This window comes from Serratia sp. BNK-10, assembly GCF_047456065.1.
Lineage (GTDB): Bacteria > Pseudomonadota > Gammaproteobacteria > Enterobacterales > Enterobacteriaceae > Serratia > Serratia ureilytica.
On sequence record NZ_CP179894.1, the window covers coordinates 2,924,177 to 2,943,436 of the forward strand.

14 protein-coding genes are annotated in these 19,260 nt (G+C 61.6%); 9 read left to right on the plus strand and 5 right to left on the minus strand.

The genetic code is table 11. The features are described from left to right. The first annotated feature begins 34 nt into the window (after positions 1-34). From tssH to ACMGG9_RS14250, 3 genes are all read left to right on the plus strand, one after another. Entirely contained in the window at positions 35-2,689 is a 2,655-nt protein-coding gene (gene tssH, locus ACMGG9_RS14240; protein ID WP_033643564.1) for a type VI secretion system ATPase TssH, read from the plus strand. Between the two features lie 49 nt (positions 2,690-2,738). Then, positions 2,739-4,184: a serine/threonine protein kinase gene (locus tag ACMGG9_RS14245; RefSeq protein WP_033643565.1), complete on the plus strand. Its 1,446-nt coding sequence runs from the start codon at positions 2,739-2,741 to the stop codon at positions 4,182-4,184. A 141-nt stretch (positions 4,185-4,325) separates the two neighbouring features. After that, positions 4,326-6,254: a type VI secretion system Vgr family protein gene (locus ACMGG9_RS14250; protein ID WP_042784895.1), complete on the plus strand. Its 1,929-nt coding sequence runs from the start codon at positions 4,326-4,328 to the stop codon at positions 6,252-6,254. 188 nt (positions 6,255-6,442) lie between these two features. On the opposite strand, the gene sbmC is transcribed toward ACMGG9_RS14250, so the two are convergent. Beyond that, positions 6,443-6,910: a DNA gyrase inhibitor SbmC gene (sbmC, locus tag ACMGG9_RS14255; protein ID WP_414161494.1), complete on the minus strand. Its 468-nt coding sequence runs from the start codon at positions 6,908-6,910 to the stop codon at positions 6,443-6,445. A 22-nt stretch (positions 6,911-6,932) separates the two neighbouring features. Beyond that, positions 6,933-7,775, minus strand: a complete 843-nt coding sequence (gene kynA, locus ACMGG9_RS14260; protein WP_033643569.1) for a tryptophan 2,3-dioxygenase — start codon at positions 7,773-7,775, stop codon at positions 6,933-6,935. A 294-nt stretch (positions 7,776-8,069) separates the two neighbouring features. Here kynA and ACMGG9_RS14265 point away from each other — a divergent pair, with 294 nt between their 5' ends. The 4 genes from ACMGG9_RS14265 (at position 8,070) to ACMGG9_RS14280 (ending at position 11,861) form a co-directional block, all read left to right on the plus strand. Further along, positions 8,070-9,107, plus strand: coding sequence for a LacI family DNA-binding transcriptional regulator (locus ACMGG9_RS14265; RefSeq protein WP_164106729.1), 1,038 nt, complete (start codon positions 8,070-8,072; stop codon positions 9,105-9,107). 269 nt (positions 9,108-9,376) lie between these two features. Then, complete coding sequence (locus ACMGG9_RS14270) at positions 9,377-10,612, plus strand: MFS transporter (RefSeq protein WP_414162275.1); 1,236 nt, start codon at positions 9,377-9,379, stop codon at positions 10,610-10,612. Between the two features lie 21 nt (positions 10,613-10,633). Beyond that, complete coding sequence (locus tag ACMGG9_RS14275; protein ID WP_042784898.1) at positions 10,634-11,398, plus strand: SDR family NAD(P)-dependent oxidoreductase; 765 nt, start codon at positions 10,634-10,636, stop codon at positions 11,396-11,398. Positions 11,399-11,444: 46 nt separating this feature from the next. Further along, positions 11,445-11,861 (plus strand): RbsD/FucU domain-containing protein, encoded by a 417-nt coding sequence (locus ACMGG9_RS14280; RefSeq protein WP_033643572.1) that lies wholly within the window; start codon positions 11,445-11,447, stop codon positions 11,859-11,861. 52 nt (positions 11,862-11,913) lie between these two features. On the opposite strand, the gene ACMGG9_RS14285 is transcribed toward ACMGG9_RS14280, so the two are convergent. Continuing rightward, positions 11,914-13,263 carry a colicin-like pore-forming protein gene (locus ACMGG9_RS14285; protein WP_060660564.1) on the minus strand — a complete coding sequence of 450 codons (1,350 nt, stop codon included), beginning with the start codon at positions 13,261-13,263 and terminating at the stop codon, positions 11,914-11,916. A 305-nt stretch (positions 13,264-13,568) separates the two neighbouring features. On the opposite strand from ACMGG9_RS14285, the gene ACMGG9_RS14290 reads away from it, so the two are divergent. Continuing rightward, the gene (locus ACMGG9_RS14290) at positions 13,569-14,648 is read left to right on the plus strand and encodes a transketolase-like TK C-terminal-containing protein (RefSeq protein ID WP_414161495.1); all 1,080 of its coding nucleotides are present in this window, start codon (positions 13,569-13,571) and stop codon (positions 14,646-14,648) included. On the opposite strand, the gene ACMGG9_RS14295 is transcribed toward ACMGG9_RS14290, so the two are convergent. Beyond that, the gene (locus ACMGG9_RS14295) at positions 14,649-15,086 is read right to left on the minus strand and encodes a MarR family winged helix-turn-helix transcriptional regulator (RefSeq protein ID WP_033643576.1); all 438 of its coding nucleotides are present in this window, start codon (positions 15,084-15,086) and stop codon (positions 14,649-14,651) included. Positions 15,087-15,240: 154 nt separating this feature from the next. Between ACMGG9_RS14295 and aceE the strand changes: the two genes are divergently transcribed. Beyond that, positions 15,241-17,916 carry a pyruvate dehydrogenase (acetyl-transferring), homodimeric type gene (aceE, locus tag ACMGG9_RS14300; protein ID WP_414161496.1) on the plus strand — a complete coding sequence of 892 codons (2,676 nt, stop codon included), beginning with the start codon at positions 15,241-15,243 and terminating at the stop codon, positions 17,914-17,916. Positions 17,917-17,943: 27 nt separating this feature from the next. On the opposite strand, the gene umuC is transcribed toward aceE, so the two are convergent. Continuing rightward, complete coding sequence (gene umuC, locus ACMGG9_RS14305; RefSeq protein ID WP_414161497.1) at positions 17,944-19,260, minus strand: translesion error-prone DNA polymerase V subunit UmuC; 1,317 nt, start codon at positions 19,258-19,260, stop codon at positions 17,944-17,946.

A 19,260-nucleotide genomic window follows, 5' to 3' on the forward strand; every position in this document is an offset into this window, starting at 1 on the left:
CGGCGTCAGGCCACTCTGAGACCTGAGGAAAACCATGTCTGAAATCAGCCGCTCGGTATTATTCGGCAAACTGGATAGCCTGTTATTCACCTCTCTGGAAAGTGCGACGGCGTTTTGCAAGCTGCGCGGTAACCCCTACGTCGAATTGGCGCACTGGCTGCATCAGCTGATGCAATCGCCGGACGGCGATCTGCAGCAGATCGTTCGCCACTTCGCGCTGGACGAGGCGCAGCTGGCGCGCGACATCGTCGAGGCGCTCGATCGCCTGCCGCGCGGCGCCAGCGCCATCTCCGATCTGTCCGAGCACATCGACAGCGCGGTAGAACGCGCCTGGGTCTATGGCTCATTGAAGTTCGGCGCAGCGCGCATCCGTGGCGGCCACCTGCTGCTCGGCATTCTGAAAACCTACAGCCTGCGCCACCTGCTGAAGGCCATTTCCCCGCAGTTCGAGCGCATCAACGCCGATCTGCTGATGGAACAGTTCGCCGCCATTACCGCTCACTCGGCGGAAAACGCCCAGGATGCGGCGGCGCAAAGCGGCGCCGAGCCCCTGCCCGGCGCGGCGCGCAGCGGTGAAAGCGTGCTGGCGCAGTATGCCCAGGATCTGACTGCCAGAGCGCGCAACGGCGAGATCGACCCGGTGGCCGGCCGCGATGAAGAGATCCGGCAAATCGTCGATATTCTGATGCGCCGCCGCCAGAACAACCCGCTGCTGACCGGCGAGGCCGGCGTCGGCAAAACCGCCGTGGTGGAAGGCCTGGCGCTGCGCATCGTGGCCGGCGACGTGCCGCCGCAGCTGCGCGACGTGAAGCTGTGCCTGCTGGACATCGGCATGCTGCAGGCCGGCGCCGGCGTCAAGGGCGAGTTTGAAAAACGGCTGCAGGCGGTGATCGACGAAGTGCAATCCAGCCCGACGCCGATCATCCTGTTTATCGACGAAATTCACACCCTGATCGGCGCCGGCGGCGCCCAGGGCACCGGCGACGCCGCCAACCTGCTGAAACCGGCATTGGCGCGCGGCCAACTACGCACCATCGGCGCCACCACCTGGTCGGAATACAAGAAATACATCGAGAAGGATCCCGCGCTCACCCGCCGTTTCCAGGTGGTGCAGGTGCACGAACCGAGCGAAGACAAAGCGCTGCTGATGCTGCGCAGCACCGTCAGCCCGCTGGAGCAACACCACCGCGTGCTGCTGCTGGATGAAGCGGTGGACGCCGCGGTGCGGCTGTCCCATCGCTATATTCCGGCCCGCCAGTTGCCGGACAAGGCGGTGGCGCTGCTGGATACCGCCTGCGCGCGCGTGGCGGTCAGCCAACATGCCGAACCCGCCCAGGTCGAAGACTGCCGCCACCGCATCGATGCGCTGCAGATAGAGTTGGATATCGCCCGCCGCGAGGCCAAGGTCGGCATCGGCGATCCCCTGCGCCCGCAGGAGATTGAAGCCCAATTGACCGCGCTGCGCCAGGAACTCGAACAGTTGACCGAGCGTTGGCAGCAGGAGCTGGCGCTGATCCAGCAGATCATCACGCTGCGCGCCCAACTGCACGCCCAAGAAGAGGCGAGCACCGACGAAGAGACGCAAACGCGCCCTGATGCCGACGCGCTGCGCGCCCAATTGGGCGAACTGCAGCAGCAGCTGAGCGCGCTGCAGGGCGAAGCGCCGCTGATCTTCGCCGCCGTCGACGCCAACATCGTGGCGGCGGTGGTGGCCGACTGGACCGGCATCCCGCTGGGCCGCATGGTGAAAAACGAGATTGAAGCGGTGCTGCAGCTCTCCGACACCCTGAATCAGCGCGTCATCGGCCAACGCCATGCGCTGGATCTGATCGCCCGCCGGGTGCGCACTTCGCGGGCGCGGCTGGACGATCCGAACAAGCCGGTCGGGGTGTTCCTGCTGGCCGGGCCATCCGGCGTCGGCAAGACCGAAACCGCGCTGGCGCTGGCGGAAACCCTGTACGGCGGCGAGCAGAACGTCATCACCATCAACATGAGCGAATTCCAGGAGTCGCACACCGTTTCGACGCTGAAAGGCGCGCCGCCCGGCTATGTCGGCTACGGCGAGGGCGGCGTGTTGACCGAGGCGGTTCGCCGCCGTCCTTACAGCGTGGTGCTGTTGGACGAGATCGAAAAGGCGCACCCGGACGTACATGAAATCTTCTTCCAGGTGTTCGACAAGGGCTGGATGGAGGACGGCGAAGGCCGTCATATCGATTTCCGCAACACCATCATCATCCTGACCTCCAACGTCGGCACCGATCTGATCGCCGGGTTGTGCAGCGATCCGGAGCTGCTGCCGGAGCCGGAGGCGCTGAGCGGCGCGCTGCGCCAACCGCTGCTGTCGGTGTTCCCGGCCGCCTTGCTCGGCCGCCTGCTGGTGGTGCCGTATTACCCGCTGACCGACGCCACGCTGGGCAACATCGTGCGCCTGCAATTGGGCCGCATTCAGCGTCGCCTGGCGGAGAATCACGACATCGTCTGCACCTTCGACGATGCGGTCATCGAGCAGATCGTCAGCCGCTGCACCGAGGTGGAGTCCGGCGGCCGCATGGTCGACGCCATCCTGACCAACACCCTGCTGCCGCAGATCAGCCACACCCTGCTGACCGGCAGCGCCAACGACCAGCGCTATCGCCAGCTGCATATCGCGCTGCAGAACAACGAATTCATTTGTCAATTTCAGGCATAACGCCGCGGCCGCCGAGACGGCGGCCCTTTGAACACAGAGAGTCATCACTATGTCGGGAACCGGGATAACCAAACCGAATTCGAACAGCCTGCCGAGCGGCTATCGATTCAATGAATTCGAGATCCAGGAAGCGATCGGCGAAGGCGGCTTCGGCATCGTCTACCGCGCCTACGATCACCAACTGGAACGCACCATCGCCATCAAGGAGTACATGCCAACCTCGCTGGCGAAACGCAACGACGATCTCAGCATCGGGCTGCGCGGCGAACGCTTCGGCAAAACTTTCCAGGCCGGGCTGAACAGCTTTATTCAGGAGGCGCGTCTGCTGGCGCGCTTCTCGCATCCCGGTCTGCTGCACGTGTTGCGCTTCTGGGAAGAGAACGGCACCGCCTATATGGGCACCCAGTTTTACAGCGGCACCACGCTGAAAAACCTGCAGGCGCAGCAGCCGGAGAAAATCGACGAGGCGTGGATCCGTCGGCTGCTGCCGCCGCTGTTCAGCGCCATCAACACCATCCATCAGGAAGGCTATCTGCACCGCGACATTTCGCTGGATAACATCCAGATCCAGGAGAGCCAGCTGCCGGTGCTGCTGGACTTCGGGTCGGCGCGCAAAGAGATCGGCAACCTGTCGGACGAAACGGAGATCATGCTCAAGCCGGGCTTCGCGCCGATCGAGCAGTACACCGAGAACAGCGACGGCGAACAAGGGCCGTGGACCGATATCTACGCGCTCGGCGCCGTGCTGCACACGCTGATCGTCGGTTCGCCGCCGCCGGTCAGCGTGGTGCGCAGCATCGAAGACAGCTACCAGCCGCTGACCGAGCGCCGCCCCGCCGGCTACTCGCCGGAGCTGCTGCGCACCGTCGATCGCGCGCTGGCGCTGAAGCCGGAAGACCGCCCGCAGACCATCGACGAAATGGCCGAGCTGTTGCATCTGCCGATCGCCGATGAAAACGAAATCATCAGCACCCCGGCCGCCGCGCCGGAGAACTTGCTGGTCGCCGCCAACCCGGCCGCCGCTGCGGCCGCAGCCGGCACCGTTACCGCGCGCGGCACCCAATTCTCGCGCCCGATGATGGCCGGCGCCGGCGTCGCCGCGCTGCTGGTGATCGGCGCGATCGCCTGGCTGAGCGGCGGCAAGGACGATGCCCAGGCCGTCGCTCAAAACAGCGAGGCGTCACCGGCGCAGAAAACCCTGACGCAGCAGCCGAGCGCGCCGCAAACCGCGCAGCCTGCGGCGGCGGAACCTGAAAAAGCGGCGCCGCCGGCGCAACCGGTGGCGTTGGTGTACTTCAAACTGCAACCGGGTGAGCAGGTCAGCCTCGACGGCAAGCCGCAGCAGGTGACGCCGGGCGAAAACGGCTTCGCCAGCCTGAACCTGGCGCCGGGCCGCTATCAGCTGGAGATCCGTCACAACGATCGGCTCCGCCGCCAGCAGCTCAGCATCGACACCGCCGGCACCTGGCTGGTCAACCCGGCCACTGCCGGCTAATCCCGTTCTGAAACTCCGCCTCGGCGGGGTTTCCCCTATTTCATGAGACTGACGAGCAACTGCCCCCTCATTGGCCGCGCGGCAAGGCCGCTGCAACGCCGGAGTATGCAGGGCATGACGTCAATCACAGAGGACGTTCTCATGTTGGATCGCATTATTGCGCACACGCCACTGGGCCAGGAGCAACTGCTGTTTCGCTCGCTGGACGGTATCGAAGCGCTTTCCACTCCTTTCGACTTCTCTATTGAATTGCTGAGCACCGACGCGCGCCTCGATCGCAAAGCGCTGCTCGGCCAACCGCTGACGCTGGAAATTCCGACCCAGGGCTTTCTCAGCGCCCCGCGTTACCTGAACGGTAAGATCACCGCCATCGCCGTCAGCAGCGAAGAGATCGGCGGCACGCGCTACGCGGTGTACAACCTGCACGTGCAGCCGGATCTGTGGCCGATGACCAAAGACCGCAATTTCCGCATCTTCCAGGAACAGACGGTGCCGCAGATCGTCAAGACCCTGCTGGCGGAGCACAACGTGCAGTTGGAAGATCAGCTGACCGGCGACTATCGCCTGTGGGGCTACTGCGTGCAGTACAACGAAAGCAGCTTCAACTTCATCAGCCGCCTGATGGAGCAGGAGGGCATCTATTACTATTTCAAACATGAAATGGGCAAACACACGCTGGTGCTCGGGGACGCCCCCCACCATCACCAGCCCTATCCCGGCTATGAGATGATCCCCTACCACCTGACGCCGTCGGGCGGCAGCACCAGCGAGGAAGGTATCAGCCAGTGGACGTTGTCCGATCGCGTCACGCCGGGCATCTACAGCCTGGACGACTACGATTTCCGCAAACCGAACGCCTGGCTGTTCCAGGCGCGGCAAAATCCGGTCTCGCCGACGCCGGGGCAAATCGACGTTTACGACTGGCCGGGCCGCTATACCGAGCATCAGCAGGGGGAGTTCTACGCCCGCGTGCGCCAGGAAGCCTGGCAGGCCGAACATCAGCAGATCCGAGGCACCGCCACCGCCATGGGCATCGCCCCCGGCAGTACCTTCACGCTGTATAACGCCCCGCATGCCGACGACAATCGCGAATATCTGACGCTGCAGGCCAGCTACCATCTGAAAGAGAATCGCTACGCCAGCGGCGACGATCAGAGCAGCGAACACCGCATCGACTTCATCGTCCTGCCGGCGGACGTGCCCTGGCACCCGCCGCAGCAGGCTACCTGGCCGAAAACCCACGGACCGCAGACCGCCCGGGTGGTCGGCCCGGCCGGCGAATCGATTTGGACCGACAAATACGGCCGTATCAAGGTGAAGTTCCACTGGGATCGCTTCGGGCCGAAAGACGACGGCAGCTCCTGCTGGGTGCGCGTCTCCAGCGCCTGGGCCGGCCAAGGCTACGGCGGCGTGCAGATCCCGCGCGTGAACGACGAAGTGGTGGTGGACTTTATCAACGGCGATCCGGATCGGCCGATCGTCACCGGGCGCGTCTATAACGAAGCCAGCATGCCGCCGTGGGCGCTGCCGGCCGCCGCCACCCAGATGGGCTTTATGAGCCGCACCAAGGACGGCACCGCCGACAACGCCAACGCCCTGCGTTTCGAAGACAAGGCCGGCGCCGAACAGGTGTGGATCCAGGCGGAGCGCAACATGGACACCCAGGTGAAAAACGATGAAAGCCACACCATCGCTAACGACCACACGCATCTGGTGGGCGGTAACCAGATCAAACGGGTGGTGCTCAATCAGGCAACCGGCGTCAAAGGCGAATCCTCCGCGCTGACCGGCAAAACGCGCAGCGACGCAGTGGTCAATGCCTTTACCCTCGGCTCCGGCGAATCGCTGCGGCTCGAGTGCGGCGAAAGCGTGATCGAACTGCTGGCGGACGGCCAAATCAACATCACCGGCACCAGTTTCAATATCACGGTAAAAGAGGATGGCGCGATCAACACCGGCGGCCAGCTGGATCTCAACCAGCCTGGTGGCGCCGCACGCACCGCCGCACCGGGCGGTGGCCATCAGGCGGCAATCCAGAGCGCCGTCGATCAGCTGTTCCCTAAAGAGTAGGTAATTGGTTCGCCGGGAAAGCCGGTTAACGCCGCCCCTCGGGCGGCAGTACCGGCAAAAACGCCGTCCGCTGTAACCCCTTTTGGCAAGGAGATGAATAGGCTGGCGGCAAAATCACTGACGTTAAGCCAACACAACGGGCTGAATCTGTACCGCCCATCGATTCAGCCTTCTTTATCATTTCCCCTTCACCACATTTTCACCGTCTGGTAAATATCGAGGTCGAAATAGCCGTCGGCTTCGCAGTCGTTGAGATAGTGTTCGTAGCTCACCCCCTCAACCGGCTGATAGCCGCTGGCCGGCAGCTGCTTCTGATAGAACTCGCCCCACACCCGCTCGAAGTCGCCATCGCTGATGCGCACGTGGTAAACCGCGTACTGCCCGGCGGGCAGTGTCTGCACGGTCATACCCTCGCTGCCCGTCGGCAGCGCGAAATCGTCCGCCACGCTCATCACCACGTCGGCGCGCAGCTTTTCCGGTGCCACTTCTGCCGGATCGTCCCAGTACAACACCAGCCATTTGCCGAACGGCACGTCGTGACGCTGCCGCCATGCTAGCAGTTGCTGCGAACCCTGCGGGATGGTCTGCGGATACGGCCCCACCACTCTTACCCCCACCACCTTCTCCGCCGCCTTATCGATAATCCTCACGCTCATCGCCCTTCCCCCTCTCAGTGTCTCAGGCACCGATTTCGGTACGCACGTCCAGCAGTTCGGGGAAAAAGGTCAGGTCCAACGCCTTTTTCAGGAAGCTGACGCCGCTGGAACCGCCGGTGCCCGACTTAAAGCCGATGATCCGCTCCACCGTTTTCATATGGCGGAAACGCCACAGATGGAAACTCTCTTCGATATCCACCAACTTCTCCGCCATTTCATACGCTTCCCAATAGGTCTGCGGGTTGTCGTAGATCACTTTGAACGCCGGCAGCAGATCCGGGTTGCGCTGATAGGGCTGCGTCCAGTCGCGCTTGAGGCACTCCTGCGGGATCGGCAAACCGTGGCGCGCCAGGTACAGCAAGTATTCGTCGTACAGGCTCGGCGCTTCGAGGATCGCCTTCAGCGCCGCGTGTTTTTCCGCATCGCTGCTGAACACCGCCAGCATGGCGGCGTTCTTGTTGCCGAGCAGAAACTCGATCGACCGGTATTGATGCGACTGGAAGCCCGAGGAACTGCCCAACACATCGCGAAACTCGACGTATTCCGACGGCGTCAGCGTTTCCAGCACCGCCCACTGTTCGAACAGCAGCCGCTGGATCTGTTTAACGCGCGCGAGAATTTTAAAACAGTGGCTGAGTTTGTCCTGCTGCACCAGCCGCAGCGCCGCCTGTAGCTCGTGCAGCATCAGCTTCATCCACAGTTCGGAGGTTTGGTGCTGTATCACGAACAGCATTTCATCATGATGCGGCGGATTGGAGAGCGGGTGCTGGCAGTCCAGCAGTTGGTCCAGGCACAGGTAGTCGCCATAGCTCATGCGTTTGGAAAAATCGGTGACAATCGCGCTTTCTAATTCCCGTTTGTTCATCTGTGATCTCCGTTGCGCCCAGCGCCCCATCGGCCTGGAACGTGCCGCAAAGAGAAAACAATAGTACAGAACCCGCCGCCCCGAAGGGCGATAAACGAGAGATGCTTCGCAGATCTCACTCATCCGCGTCACCCCATGGCCGCCGTCCTTAGCTGTTTAGTAAACAACCGGCCCTGCGCCTGACGACTCTCACAAATGCGCGATCCCGTGCGGGTTTCGCCCCGGTTGCGGCTTGCCTGCGCCCGCCTTCCCTTATAGATTGCAGGCTAACGGCAGGCAGCAAGGGATCGGCAAATGGCAAATATTCGTGATGTCGCGCGGTTGGCCGGCGTGTCCATCAGCAGCGTGTCGAACCTGCTGAATAATCGCAGCCACCAGATGAGTGCACAGACCCGTCAGCGGATCGAACAGGCGATGGACACCCTGGGCTATCGTCCGGCGCGCACCGCAGTGAACCTCGCGCCACAGGCGAAGATCATCGGCCTGCTGCTGCCGTCGATCGTTAACCCGAGTTTTTCGGCGCTGGCGCACGCCGTCGACAGCGCGGCGCGCGCTCACCGCTACCGCGTCTTGCTCGGCAACGCCTACCGGCAGGAACAGGAGGAAGCCGCGTTTATCGACGATATGTTTCTGCATGGCGTGCGCGGCATCATCGTGGCGGCGAGCGACATCCGCCAGACCCATTTTGTCCGAGCGGCCGAGCGGGGCATGAAGATCGTCAGCTATGACAGCCCGTTCGCCGAGCCGATGGCCGCCGACAGCCGATTGTTCGACAGCGTGTCGATGGACAATCTCGCCGCCGGGCGTCTGGCCGCGCAGCACCTGCTCGAACGCGGCTGCCGACATATCGTGTTCGCCACCGAAGCGGCGCTGACCGTGGGGCGCAGCCACAAGATCGACGGTTTTCTGAGTGCGCAGGGGCACAACTTGAGTGAACGCCAACGGGTGATCGAAGGCAAAGCCACCAGCGCTTACGGCGACACGGAGATGTTCGAATTGGGGCTGACGCTGGCATCCCGCATCCTCGCGCTGACGCCGCGCCCGGACGGCATCGTGGCGATTAACGATGCGCTGGGCATCGGGCTGATGGTGGGGCTGCGCGCCGCCGGCGTCCAGGTGCCAGCAGAGATTTCGGTGGTCGGCATCGACAATATCGCGCTTGCCGGCCTGGCCGAACCGGGGTTGACGTCGATCGGCCCGCCGCTGGCCGAGATGGCGCAGCTGATGGTCGAACGCCTGATCGGCCGCATCAACAATGATTCACAACCGCCCGGCGAGTTTCTCTTCCCGCCGACGGTCATCAGCCGGCGTTCCGTCAAAACCGCCGGTTAATTCGGTAAAAACGGCTTACCCAGGCGATGCGCAGATAGCATCGTCCGGCTCGCCGCAGCCAAAATCAGAAAAAACAGCGTCGTCGCACTAAATAAACGGCGCGACGCTTTATGCACGCAACGTCGTTATTCAGCACGCCGCTCATGACTTTGGGCCGGGCCGCTATTATTCCGATTAACCACATGGGAAAAACCATGATGAAAAAAACAATGCCAAAGGATATTGAACGCAGCGCCATCAGGAAATTGACGCTGCATATTGTCCCCCTCATGATCTTGTTGTATTTCCTGGCCTTTCTCGACCGCAACAATATGGCCTACGCCGCCAAAGCGTTGGAAGATAATCTGGGATTGACCGCCTCGGCTTTCGGCTTCGCTTCCGGAATTTTCTTTATCGGCTATTTCCTGTTTGAAATACCCAGCAACGCCGGCACCATTAAATTCGGCCCGCGCATCTGGTTCGCCAGAATATTAATTTCCTGGGGCATCTTCGCAACCCTGCTCGGTTTTGTGCGCACGCCGCTGGAGCTGTATATTTGCCGTTTTATGCTGGGCGTGTGCGAAGCCGGTTTCTTTCCCTCGGTGGTGTATTATTTCACGGTCTTCTTCCCGGAAAAATACCGCACCAAAATTCTCGGCATGTTCATCATCGTCCAGCCGCTGTCCAACGCGGTCGGCTCGCCGATTTCCGGCTTTATTCTCAATATTCAGCATGACTGGTTCGGCTTCGCCCCCTGGCAGCTGCTGTTCATCCTCGAAGGGCTGCCGCCGATCGTCATCGGCCTGCTGATCCCCTTCCTGATCAAGAATTCGCCCAAGGACGTCGGTTATCTGAACGTGGAGGAAAAAGCCTGGCTGATGAGCAACGCCGGCCGCTCCAAATCCGGCTCAAAAATCACGCTGGGCGACTTCCTCAAGGGCATTAAAAACAGAAAGTACCTGCTCTACGCGCTGCTCAACTTCGGCATGGTATGCGGCATTTACGGCTTCGGCACCTGGCTGCCGTCGATCATCAGCGCCATTTCCGGCAGCGATATCTTTCGCGTCAGCCTGCTGGCGCTCATTCCCTACGGCCTGGCCGCGCTGCTGGTGTATCCGTGGAGCCTGTGGGCCAGCAAAACCAAAAAGCTCGGCGTGTTCGCCGGCCTCAGCATGGTGATCGCCGCCATCGGCCTGATGGGCGCGGTGACATTTTTTAAATACGACCCGTTCGTCGCGCTGTCATTCCTGTGCATCGCCGCCATCGGCATCTATACCGCCGTGCCGCCGTTCTTATCCATGCCCGCCAATATCTCCACCGGCGCGGCCGCGGCCGCCGGGCTGGCGGTGGTGAGCTGCATCGGCAATATCGGCGGTTTTGTCGCCCCCTATGCGGTGGGCGTGCTGAACGATCTGACCGGCAGCAGCGCGCCGGGGCTGTTTTTCCTGGCCTCGTGCCTGCTGGCCACCGGCCTGATCTGCATTTTCTACTGCGCCAAACAGCGTGAAGGCGCCATCAATTCTTAACGAACCAATAAGGAGTCAATCATGGGCGATCTTGCGGGCAAAAAGGTCTTTATCACCGGGGCGGAACAGGGCATCGGCCGCGCCACCGCAGAGCGGCTGATCAAGGCCGGGTGCGACATCTATTTTCACTACCACAGCGACGAAAGCGGCCCCAAGGCGCTGGTGGCGCTGGCCCATTCACTCGGACAAAAGGCCGCCTACGGCTACGCCGATCTCATCGACACCGACGAAACGCTGCGCTGCGTCTCGGCCGGCGCCGAGTTTCTCGGCGGCATCGATATTCTGATCAATAACGTCGGCGGCATCGTCGGGCGCAAATGGCTGGGCGAGATCGATCGCGCCTTCTGGCAAACCGTGATCGACGTAAACATGACCACCATGTTGAACGTGACCCAGAGCGCGCTGCCGCACCTGAAGGCGGCGCCGAACGGCGCCAGCATCATCAATCTGGCCTCGCTGGCCGGCCGCGCCGGCGGGCACGCCGGCTCGCTGGTCTATTCCGCCACCAAGGGCGCGGTGCTCACCTGGACGCGCTCGCTGGCGGCGGAGCTGGGCGAGCACGGCATCCGGGTGAACGCGGTGGCGCCCGGCCTGATCCTCGGCACCCGCTTTCATAATCGCCACACCACCCAGGCATCGGCGGAGGAAACCGTTCGCGCCATCCCGCTGGGCCGCGCAGGCACGCCGGACGACGTGGCCCGCGCCATCGCCTTCCTGGCGGCGGAATACGACGGCTTCATCTCCGGCGCCACTCTCGACATCAACGGCGGCATCTTCCGCATGTAGTTCAGCTGCGGGCGGCACGGCCGCCCCCCTATTCAGGAATCGCTTTATGATCAAATCCGCCATCACTCACCCACCGCTGCTCGCCGCGCTGGCGCAATGCGGGCATAAAACCCAGGTGCTGATCGCCGACGGCAATTACGCCTGCGTGACGCACGCGCCGAAAGACGCCACCGTGGTCTATCTGAACCTGGCGCCCGGCACGCTCGCCGCCCCGCCAATCCTGGAAAAACTGCTGGCCTGCATCAACGTGGAAAGCGCGGCGCTGATGGCCTGCCCGCCGGACTTCACCAACACTATCGAAGCCGAATACCGGCAACTGCTGCCAGAACATTGCCCGATCGAGCACCTGCCGCGCGAGGCGTTTTACGCTGCGGTCAAATCGGATCGGACGTTGCTGGTGATCGCCTCCGGCGAACGGCGCCGCTTCGCTAACCTGCTGTTGACGGTGGCGCCGGTGGTGTGAAAGAGGTAGAGGGTGTGAGGGGTAAAATGAGGGGGCCAGCCCCCTCATGCCGTTACAGGTCAGCGACCCACTTCTCCAGCTCCCCCGCACGTTCCGCATCGATATAGCTGGTGGCCCAGCCAAACAGGTAAGCAAAGGCGAAAATGCCCACCGTCGACGACACCAGCGTCGGCGCGAAAAACGCAGCGATAGCGGAGAGCGTATACCCTGCGCCGATCGACAACCCGAGCGCTTCGAGCTGGTTGCGGAACGCTTTCCAGTTGCCGGTAGAGAAACCTTCAATCGCGGCGTTTACCAGATCCGCGCCCTTGAGCGCCCAGTCCACCCCGGTGAAGACCTTGCCCAATACCCGCGCATTGCGGGCATACTGTTCCGCATCGATCATTTTCAGCCAGGCGACAATCGCCGCTTTGTCCTGCGCCTTGAGCTTTTTATTCAGGCCCTTCGTCAATTGCTCGTAGGTTTTCTCCGCATCTTGCACGTTGCGGATATATTTTCCTTGAATTCCCGCCTCCAAATCCTTGGCGAGTTTGGCGTATTTCGCGCCGATCTTTTCCGCGATATCTTTATTGATACCTGCGGCCAGGCTGACGCCATCCTTGATGGCTTTTAATTCCGCATTTTGATATTCGACGAATTCCTTAACGATCGTTTTTACCGAGCCGGGCGATTTTACCGGCTTGCCGTTGGCATATTTCACCTCCATGGCATTCAGGTTATCCCCTCTCACCACGGCGATAAACGCGGGCCGGTTCTTATTGGCCTTATAGTAGAGGTTGTAGGTCGCCACTCCGTCTTGCTTTTCCACCTTCAAATGATGAAAACCGTAGTAACTCCCGGTCGTGCGGGTCGTCGAGAATTCACCGGTTTTGCCGTTGCCATGCCAGCCGCTGACGGGCCGATCGCGATGCGAGTCTGTCACGAAACTGCCTAACGAAGAGGCGCCGATCTGCCCGGCATTCAGGCCATTGTTGCCGCCTTTGCCAGGGGGTGAGGGTTTGCGCGCATGGCCGGTTTCGATATCCCCGATCGCCACTGTCACCCCCTTGGCGTTGACCCCCATCACCAGCCCCCCCAGGCCAATGTGCTTCGCCTGATCGGCCGTCAAACCGGTGGCGGAAAGGCTCAGCGTGCCGGATGGGCTGACGCTTTCAATATGCAATTTCGCATCCGGGTTAATTCTGCGCGCCGCCTTAATCACCGCCTCCAGCTTCATGCGCAGCGCCGGATCGTTTTGGATCGCCGCTATCTGTTGCTGTTCCGGGCTGTTGCCAACGCCGGCGCCGCCGCGATCGCGATCGCCGGAATGGCCTTTATCGCCGCCCCCCGGCTCAGGGCCCGTACCGCGTTCAGAACTCCAGTTAGTCCCATCTCCTTTACCACCATAATTAAATCCAGGCATATGCTTTCATCCTTATTTCGTTTTATTTTTAAGATGCCGATATTCTCGTTTAACGCGGATTGACACGCGCATTATCCCTATCGGCAAACCGTTTTTAGCTGCCCGTCATTTATAAAAAACCGCAGAAATAAGGACAACGGATGGCGGCTGTCTGGTCGGTGAAACAAATAGGATCGCGTCTGCATAACCTGAATATATCGCCGCGGGTCACGCCTGGATGGCTGCGACCTGTTCAGAAGTCATTGGCATACGCCATGAATTGCAATTACAATCATCGCACCTGCAACTAAAAGGGAATGCTCCGCATGTCGCCTCAACGTATAACAATGCCTGCCGCCTCCGCCAGGACCAGAACCCTGGCCGAAGCCTGTATCCGCAAGATGGCCTCCGTCAGCCAGAACGCCGGCGCGTCGCTTCCCTCTTCCACCGCCTGGACGGCGGAAGCCTTGAGCGAACTAAACGCCAGTGGCAACATCTGGCTCATCGACGGCAGAAGGCGCGCCGAACCGCCGAGCTCCTGCTACGCCACCGCCTGGCCGCTCTGGTTTGGCCATCAATCAGAACGTTATGAGAAACCGTTGTTTTACGTCGTCAACACCCCTTCGGTGGACATGCTCCGCGGGCTTGAGCCGGAAACCAATCGCAAGGGGATTTTCATCAGCGATGCGGATACCGGCAGTACCGACTTGCCGAAAGGCGTGCAGGCCTGGTTCCCGCTCCAGCTCACCGCCATGCCGGACTGGCTGCCTTTCGATCCGGCCAATGCCCGGGAAACCGGCGCGATACTCCATCACGCCCTGCACGCGCTCTATCTGGAGGGAACGAGAAAGATGGTGTATCTCGCGACCAACGCAGACAATGATGCCCCCGCTTCCGGTGAGCCGTTTGTCGCAGAGCAGGCGTTCAAGGGGATGTATCGTGTCGCGGCGGCGGCGGACTCGCCGTTGCAGGTTCGCCTGTGCGGCGCAGGCAGAACGCTCGCCCGCGTTCAGCAGGCGGCTGAGGTGTTGAAAAATTGGGGCATCGCGGCCGAAATCTGGAGCTGCCCCAGCTACACGCGGTTGGCGCAGGATGCTGAACTCGCCGACATGCAGCGCCAGGACAGCGGCGGCGAATGCCATCTGAAAACGTGTCTGGGCGCCGGGAATGCCCCCGTCGTCGCCGTTACCGACTACTCGCACCTGATTGCCAACCAGCTCAAGCGGTTCATTCCCGCACGCTTTGCCGCGGTGGGTTCGGATTCTCGCACCCGGGGCGAAATTCACTATCCGCAGGCGGAATGGATTGCGCTATGCGCCCTCAAACTGCTGGCCGACGAGCAGAAAATTCCCTCGACGCTGATCGCCGATGCGCTGCGCGTTCTGCACATCACGCCCGATGCCTGATCACGCTCTGGCCAGCTGCATCGCGTTGTCCAACGCGTCGGAGAAGCGTGCGATCTCTTCTTCGCTGAACTGATTGAGAAAGTGGGTTTTGACCACCGCACGGTAGATCTCCCACATTTTTTTCCGCAGGGCCTTACCTTCCTCGGTGATGGTGGCGAAGGAGGCCCGACGGTCGTCATCCGAACGAAAACGCGTGACCAGCCGCTCTTTTTCCAGGCGATCCATCAGGCGGGTCAGGTTATAACGCTCAATCACCAACACGTCCGCCAGTTCATGCATGCGACGCGTGCCGTTTTCCCCGCTTTCCAATCCCCATAACACGTCATACCAGGCGTACGCCGGCAGCCCCGCCTCCGACAATTGCGTTTCTATCTTTTTGATGATTGCCCGGTGCGCGCGCACGAAGGAGAACCACAGGTCGGGTTGTTTATCTGTCATGTCAGTTTTCTCGTCAAAAGCGGTGAGTTGCAATTGCAATTGTAAAGGGATAGAGTGGCTTTCGCCATTATTGCATTTGCAACTCTTGCATATGCAATTCAATAAATTCCTGTATCGCTCAGCGCCTTATCAGGTAAGTACATTTGGAGCTTTTATGAACCAACCCGCGGTAAAAGCAGATCTTGACCCACAAGAGACGGCTGAATGGCTTGAGGCATTTGAAGGTGTCACCGACATCGACGGCCGTGAACGCGCGCATTTTTTGTTGGAAAGAATGGCCGAAGCCGATCAGCGAAAACACGGCGATTTCTTCAGCATGGTCACCACGCCGTACGTGAATACGATCCCGGTCTATAAGCAGCCGACGTATCCCGGCGATCTGGCCGCGGAAGCGCGCATCAATGCGTTTATTCGCTGGAACGCCATGGCGATGGTGCTGCGCGCCGGCAAACATTCCAACGTCGGCGGACACATCGCCACCTACCAGTCGGCCGCGGTGCTTTACGACGTGGGATTCACGCACTTTTTCCGCGGACGCACCGATGAGTTTGCCGGTGACATGGTGTATATCCAGGGTCACTCCGCCCCCGGCATTTACGGCCGCGCCTATCTCGAAGGCCGCATCGACGAGGAGCAGCTCGACAACTTTCGCCGCGAATCCGCGCGCCGCGGCCTCTCCTCCTACCCGCACCCGCGGCTGATGCCGGATTTCTGGCAATATCCCACCGTATCAATGGGGCTGGGGCCGCTGACCGCCGCCTACCAGGCGCGCTACATGCGTTATCTGGAATACCGCGAACTGAAACCGCACCAGGGAAGAAAGGTGTGGGCGTTTCTCGGCGACGGCGAGATGGATCAGCCGGAATCGCTGGCGGCGATTGCGCTGGGCGGGCGAGAAAAACTCGATAACCTGATCTTCGTCGTGAATTGCAACCTGCAACGGCTGGATGGCCCCGTGCGCGGCAACGGCAAGATTATTCAGGAGCTGGAAGGCACCTTCAAAGCCGCCGGCTGGCAGGTGATCAAGGTGATCTGGGGCAGCGGCTGGGACAAGCTGCTGCAAAAAGACCGCTCCGGGCTGCTGATGCAGCGCATGATGGAGTGCGTCGACGGCGATTACCAAACCTTCAAGTCGCAAAGCGGCGCCTATGTGCGGGAGCATTTCTTCGGCAAGTACCCGGAATTGCTCGAGCTGGTCGCCGACCTGAGCGACGATGAGATCTGGGCGCTGCACCGCGGCGGCCACGATCCGCAAAAGGTGTACGCCGCCTACCATCAGGCGGTGCATACCACGGGCAGGCCAACGGTGGTGCTGGCCAAAACCGTCAAAGGGTTTGGCATGGGGGAAGCCGGTGAAGGGCAGAACATCAACCACCAGCTGAAAAAAATGAGCCAGGATGCGGTGAAAGCCTTCCGCGACCGTTTAGGGCTGACAATCTCCGACGCCCAACTGGCAGAGATCCCTTACCTGAAGCCCGAACCCGACAGCGCGGCAGCGAAGTACATCACCGCGACGCGCACCGCGCTGGGCGGCTACATCCCTGCCCGCTTCGGCCAATCCACCCCGCTGGCGATACCGGAACTATCGCGCTTCGACGGCCTCCTGAAGGGCAGCGGCGAACGAAACATGTCGACCACCATGGCTTTCGTCAATATCCTCGGCGTGCTGCTCAAAGACGCCAACATCGGCAAACTGATTGTGCCCATCGTGCCGGACGAGTCGCGCACGTTCGGTATGGAAGGTCTGTTCCGCCAGATTGGCATCCATTCCTGGCTCGGCCAGCTTTATACCCCGCAAGACGCCGGGCAGCTCAGCTACTACAAAGAGGCCAAAGACGGCCAGATTTTGCAGGAAGGCATCAACGAATCCGGTGCGATATCGACCTGGATCGCCGCCGGCACCGCCTACAGCAACCACGATGTCGCGACGATCCCGTTCTATATCTTCTACTCCATGTTCGGGCTGCAGCGGGTGGGCGATCTCGCCTGGGCGGCGGCCGACGCGCGCACCAAGGGCTTCCTGCTCGGCGCCACCTCCGGTAGAACCACCCTGATGGGCGAAGGCTTGCAGCATGACGACGGCCACAGCCACGTGCTGTCTTCCGTCATCCCCAGCTGCGTCTCCTACGATCCGACCTATGCCTATGAACTCGCGGTGATCGTCCAGAGCGGCATGCGCAGGATGTTCGTTGAACAAGAGGATATTTACTACTACATCACCTTGCTCAACGAAGGCTACCCGCAGCCGCCGATGCCGGCGGACGTTGAAGACGGGATTATCCAGGGGGCGTATTTGCTCAAGCAGAGCGAAACGGCAAGCAAAGAGAGCCCGCGTGCTCAGCTGGTCGCCAGCGGCGCCATCATGCGCGAGGCGCTGGCGGCGGCAGAGCTGTTGGCGGCGGACTTTGGCGTCGCCAGCGATATCTGGAGCGCCACCAGCCTGAGCGAGCTGCGCCGCAACGGCATGGCGGCCGAACGCTGGAACCTGTTGCATCCGGAAGATCCGCCGAAAGTTCCTTATATCCAGAGCCTGCTGGCGGCGCATCCCGGCCCGGTGGTGGTGGTGACGGACTATATGAAGATCGTCGGCGATCAGATCAAGCCGTTCCTGCCCGACCGTACTTTTATCGCCTTGGGCACCGACGGCTTTGGCCGCTCGGACACCCGCGAGGCGCTGCGTGAGTTCTTCGAGGTCAACCGCCATTTCATCGCGCTCGCCGCGTTGAAACTGCTGGCAGACGAAGGCCGTATCGCCCGCAGCGAGGTCAACCGCGCCATGGCGCTGTACGGCATCGCCCCCGATAAGCCGGATCCGGCGGCGGCGAAGTAACGCATAGCCTACCCACGCCGCCGGTTGTCACCCGCGGCGTTTTTCTTCCTTCGATTCGGCAGCGCGCGGCGCCCGCTCCCCCAACCGCACCAGCGGGATATCCGCCAGCCGGGTGGTGTAAGCCGGCGACAGCATGTCGCGCTTCATTTGCCACGGTTTGACGATCCCCTGCCCGGCGAACCATACGCGCCCGCGCCCTTCCTGATTCAGGCGATCGAGGGTCGCCATCAGGCGCTCGCTGTTGCGGCGCGGCGGGCAGTCGTCGAACAGGTCGATCTGTGCCATGGCGGCGGCGCTGAAATCCCCCAGCATCACGCCGCCCTTCAGATAACGCCGCCCCTCCTGCCAAATGCTCTCCAGCGCGCGCACCGCCATGGCGATGATGTCGCGGCTGTCGTTACTCGGGGTTTGCAGCCGGGCGGTGCCCATATTGCTGTAATACCCTTCACCCGCCGAATGCGGGCTGGTTTTGATAAACACCGACACGTTGCGGCAATAGCGCTTTTCCTGTCGCAGTTTTTCGGCGGCGCGTTCGGCATAGCTGCAGATCGCCTCGCGCATGTGCGGGTAGTGCGTCAACCGCTGGCCGAACGAACGGGAACAGATGATCTGCTCTTTGGCGGCCGCCTCATCTTCCCACTGCAGGCACGATTCGCCGCGCAGCTCACGTATCGTGCGCTCCAGCACCACGCTGAAGGTTTTACGCGCCAGCCGGGTATCGCAGTCCGCCAGCTGCAGCGCGGTGTGAATGCCCATCGCCTGCAGCTGGCGCGTCAGGCGGCGGCCCACGCCCCACACTTCTTCCACCGGAAGCAACGCCAGCAGTTTGCGCTGGCGCGCCGGATCGGATAAATCCACCACGCCGCCGGTGCCGCGCCATTTCTTGGCCGCGAAGTTGGCCAGCTTGGCCAGCGTTTTGCTCGGCGCAATGCCAACCCCGACCGTCAAATGCAGCTCGCGCCGGATGCGATCGCGCACCCGCTGGCCGAACGGCTCCAGCGCTTCGCAGTGCGCCACGCCGTCCAGCCGCAGAAAGGCTTCGTCCAGTGAATAGATCTCCACCGCCGGCGCCATCTCCTCCAGCGTGTCCATCACCCGGCGGGACATATCGGCGTACAGCGCGTAGTTGGAGGAGAACACCGCGACGTTGCGACGGCGCATCTCCTCTTTGATCTTGAAATAAGGCGCGCCCATCGGCACGCCCAGCGCCTTCGCCTCGGCGCTGCGGGCGATCACGCAGCCGTCGTTGTTGGACAACACAATCACCGGCCGCCCCCGCAGGTCGGGCCGGAAAATGGTCTCGCAGGAAGCGTAGAAGCTGTTGACGTCTACCAGGGCGAACAT

Coding starts and splice junctions, on each gene's coding strand:
- tssH (WP_033643564.1), top strand. CDS start 35: ATGTCTGAAATCAGCCGCTCGGTATTATTCGGCAAACTGGATAGCCTG.
- ACMGG9_RS14245 (WP_033643565.1), top strand. CDS start 2,739: ATGTCGGGAACCGGGATAACCAAACCGAATTCGAACAGCCTGCCGAGC.
- ACMGG9_RS14250 (WP_042784895.1), top strand. CDS start 4,326: ATGTTGGATCGCATTATTGCGCACACGCCACTGGGCCAGGAGCAACTG.
- sbmC (WP_414161494.1), bottom strand. CDS start 6,910: ATGAGCGTGAGGATTATCGATAAGGCGGCGGAGAAGGTGGTGGGGGTA.
- kynA (WP_033643569.1), bottom strand. CDS start 7,775: ATGAACAAACGGGAATTAGAAAGCGCGATTGTCACCGATTTTTCCAAA.
- ACMGG9_RS14265 (WP_164106729.1), top strand. CDS start 8,070: ATGGCAAATATTCGTGATGTCGCGCGGTTGGCCGGCGTGTCCATCAGC.
- ACMGG9_RS14270 (WP_414162275.1), top strand. CDS start 9,377: ATGATCTTGTTGTATTTCCTGGCCTTTCTCGACCGCAACAATATGGCC.
- ACMGG9_RS14275 (WP_042784898.1), top strand. CDS start 10,634: ATGGGCGATCTTGCGGGCAAAAAGGTCTTTATCACCGGGGCGGAACAG.
- ACMGG9_RS14280 (WP_033643572.1), top strand. CDS start 11,445: ATGATCAAATCCGCCATCACTCACCCACCGCTGCTCGCCGCGCTGGCG.
- ACMGG9_RS14285 (WP_060660564.1), bottom strand. CDS start 13,263: ATGCCTGGATTTAATTATGGTGGTAAAGGAGATGGGACTAACTGGAGT.
- ACMGG9_RS14290 (WP_414161495.1), top strand. CDS start 13,569: ATGTCGCCTCAACGTATAACAATGCCTGCCGCCTCCGCCAGGACCAGA.
- ACMGG9_RS14295 (WP_033643576.1), bottom strand. CDS start 15,086: ATGACAGATAAACAACCCGACCTGTGGTTCTCCTTCGTGCGCGCGCAC.
- aceE (WP_414161496.1), top strand. CDS start 15,241: ATGAACCAACCCGCGGTAAAAGCAGATCTTGACCCACAAGAGACGGCT.
- umuC (WP_414161497.1), bottom strand. CDS start 19,260: ATGTTCGCCCTGGTAGACGTCAACAGCTTCTACGCTTCCTGCGAGACC.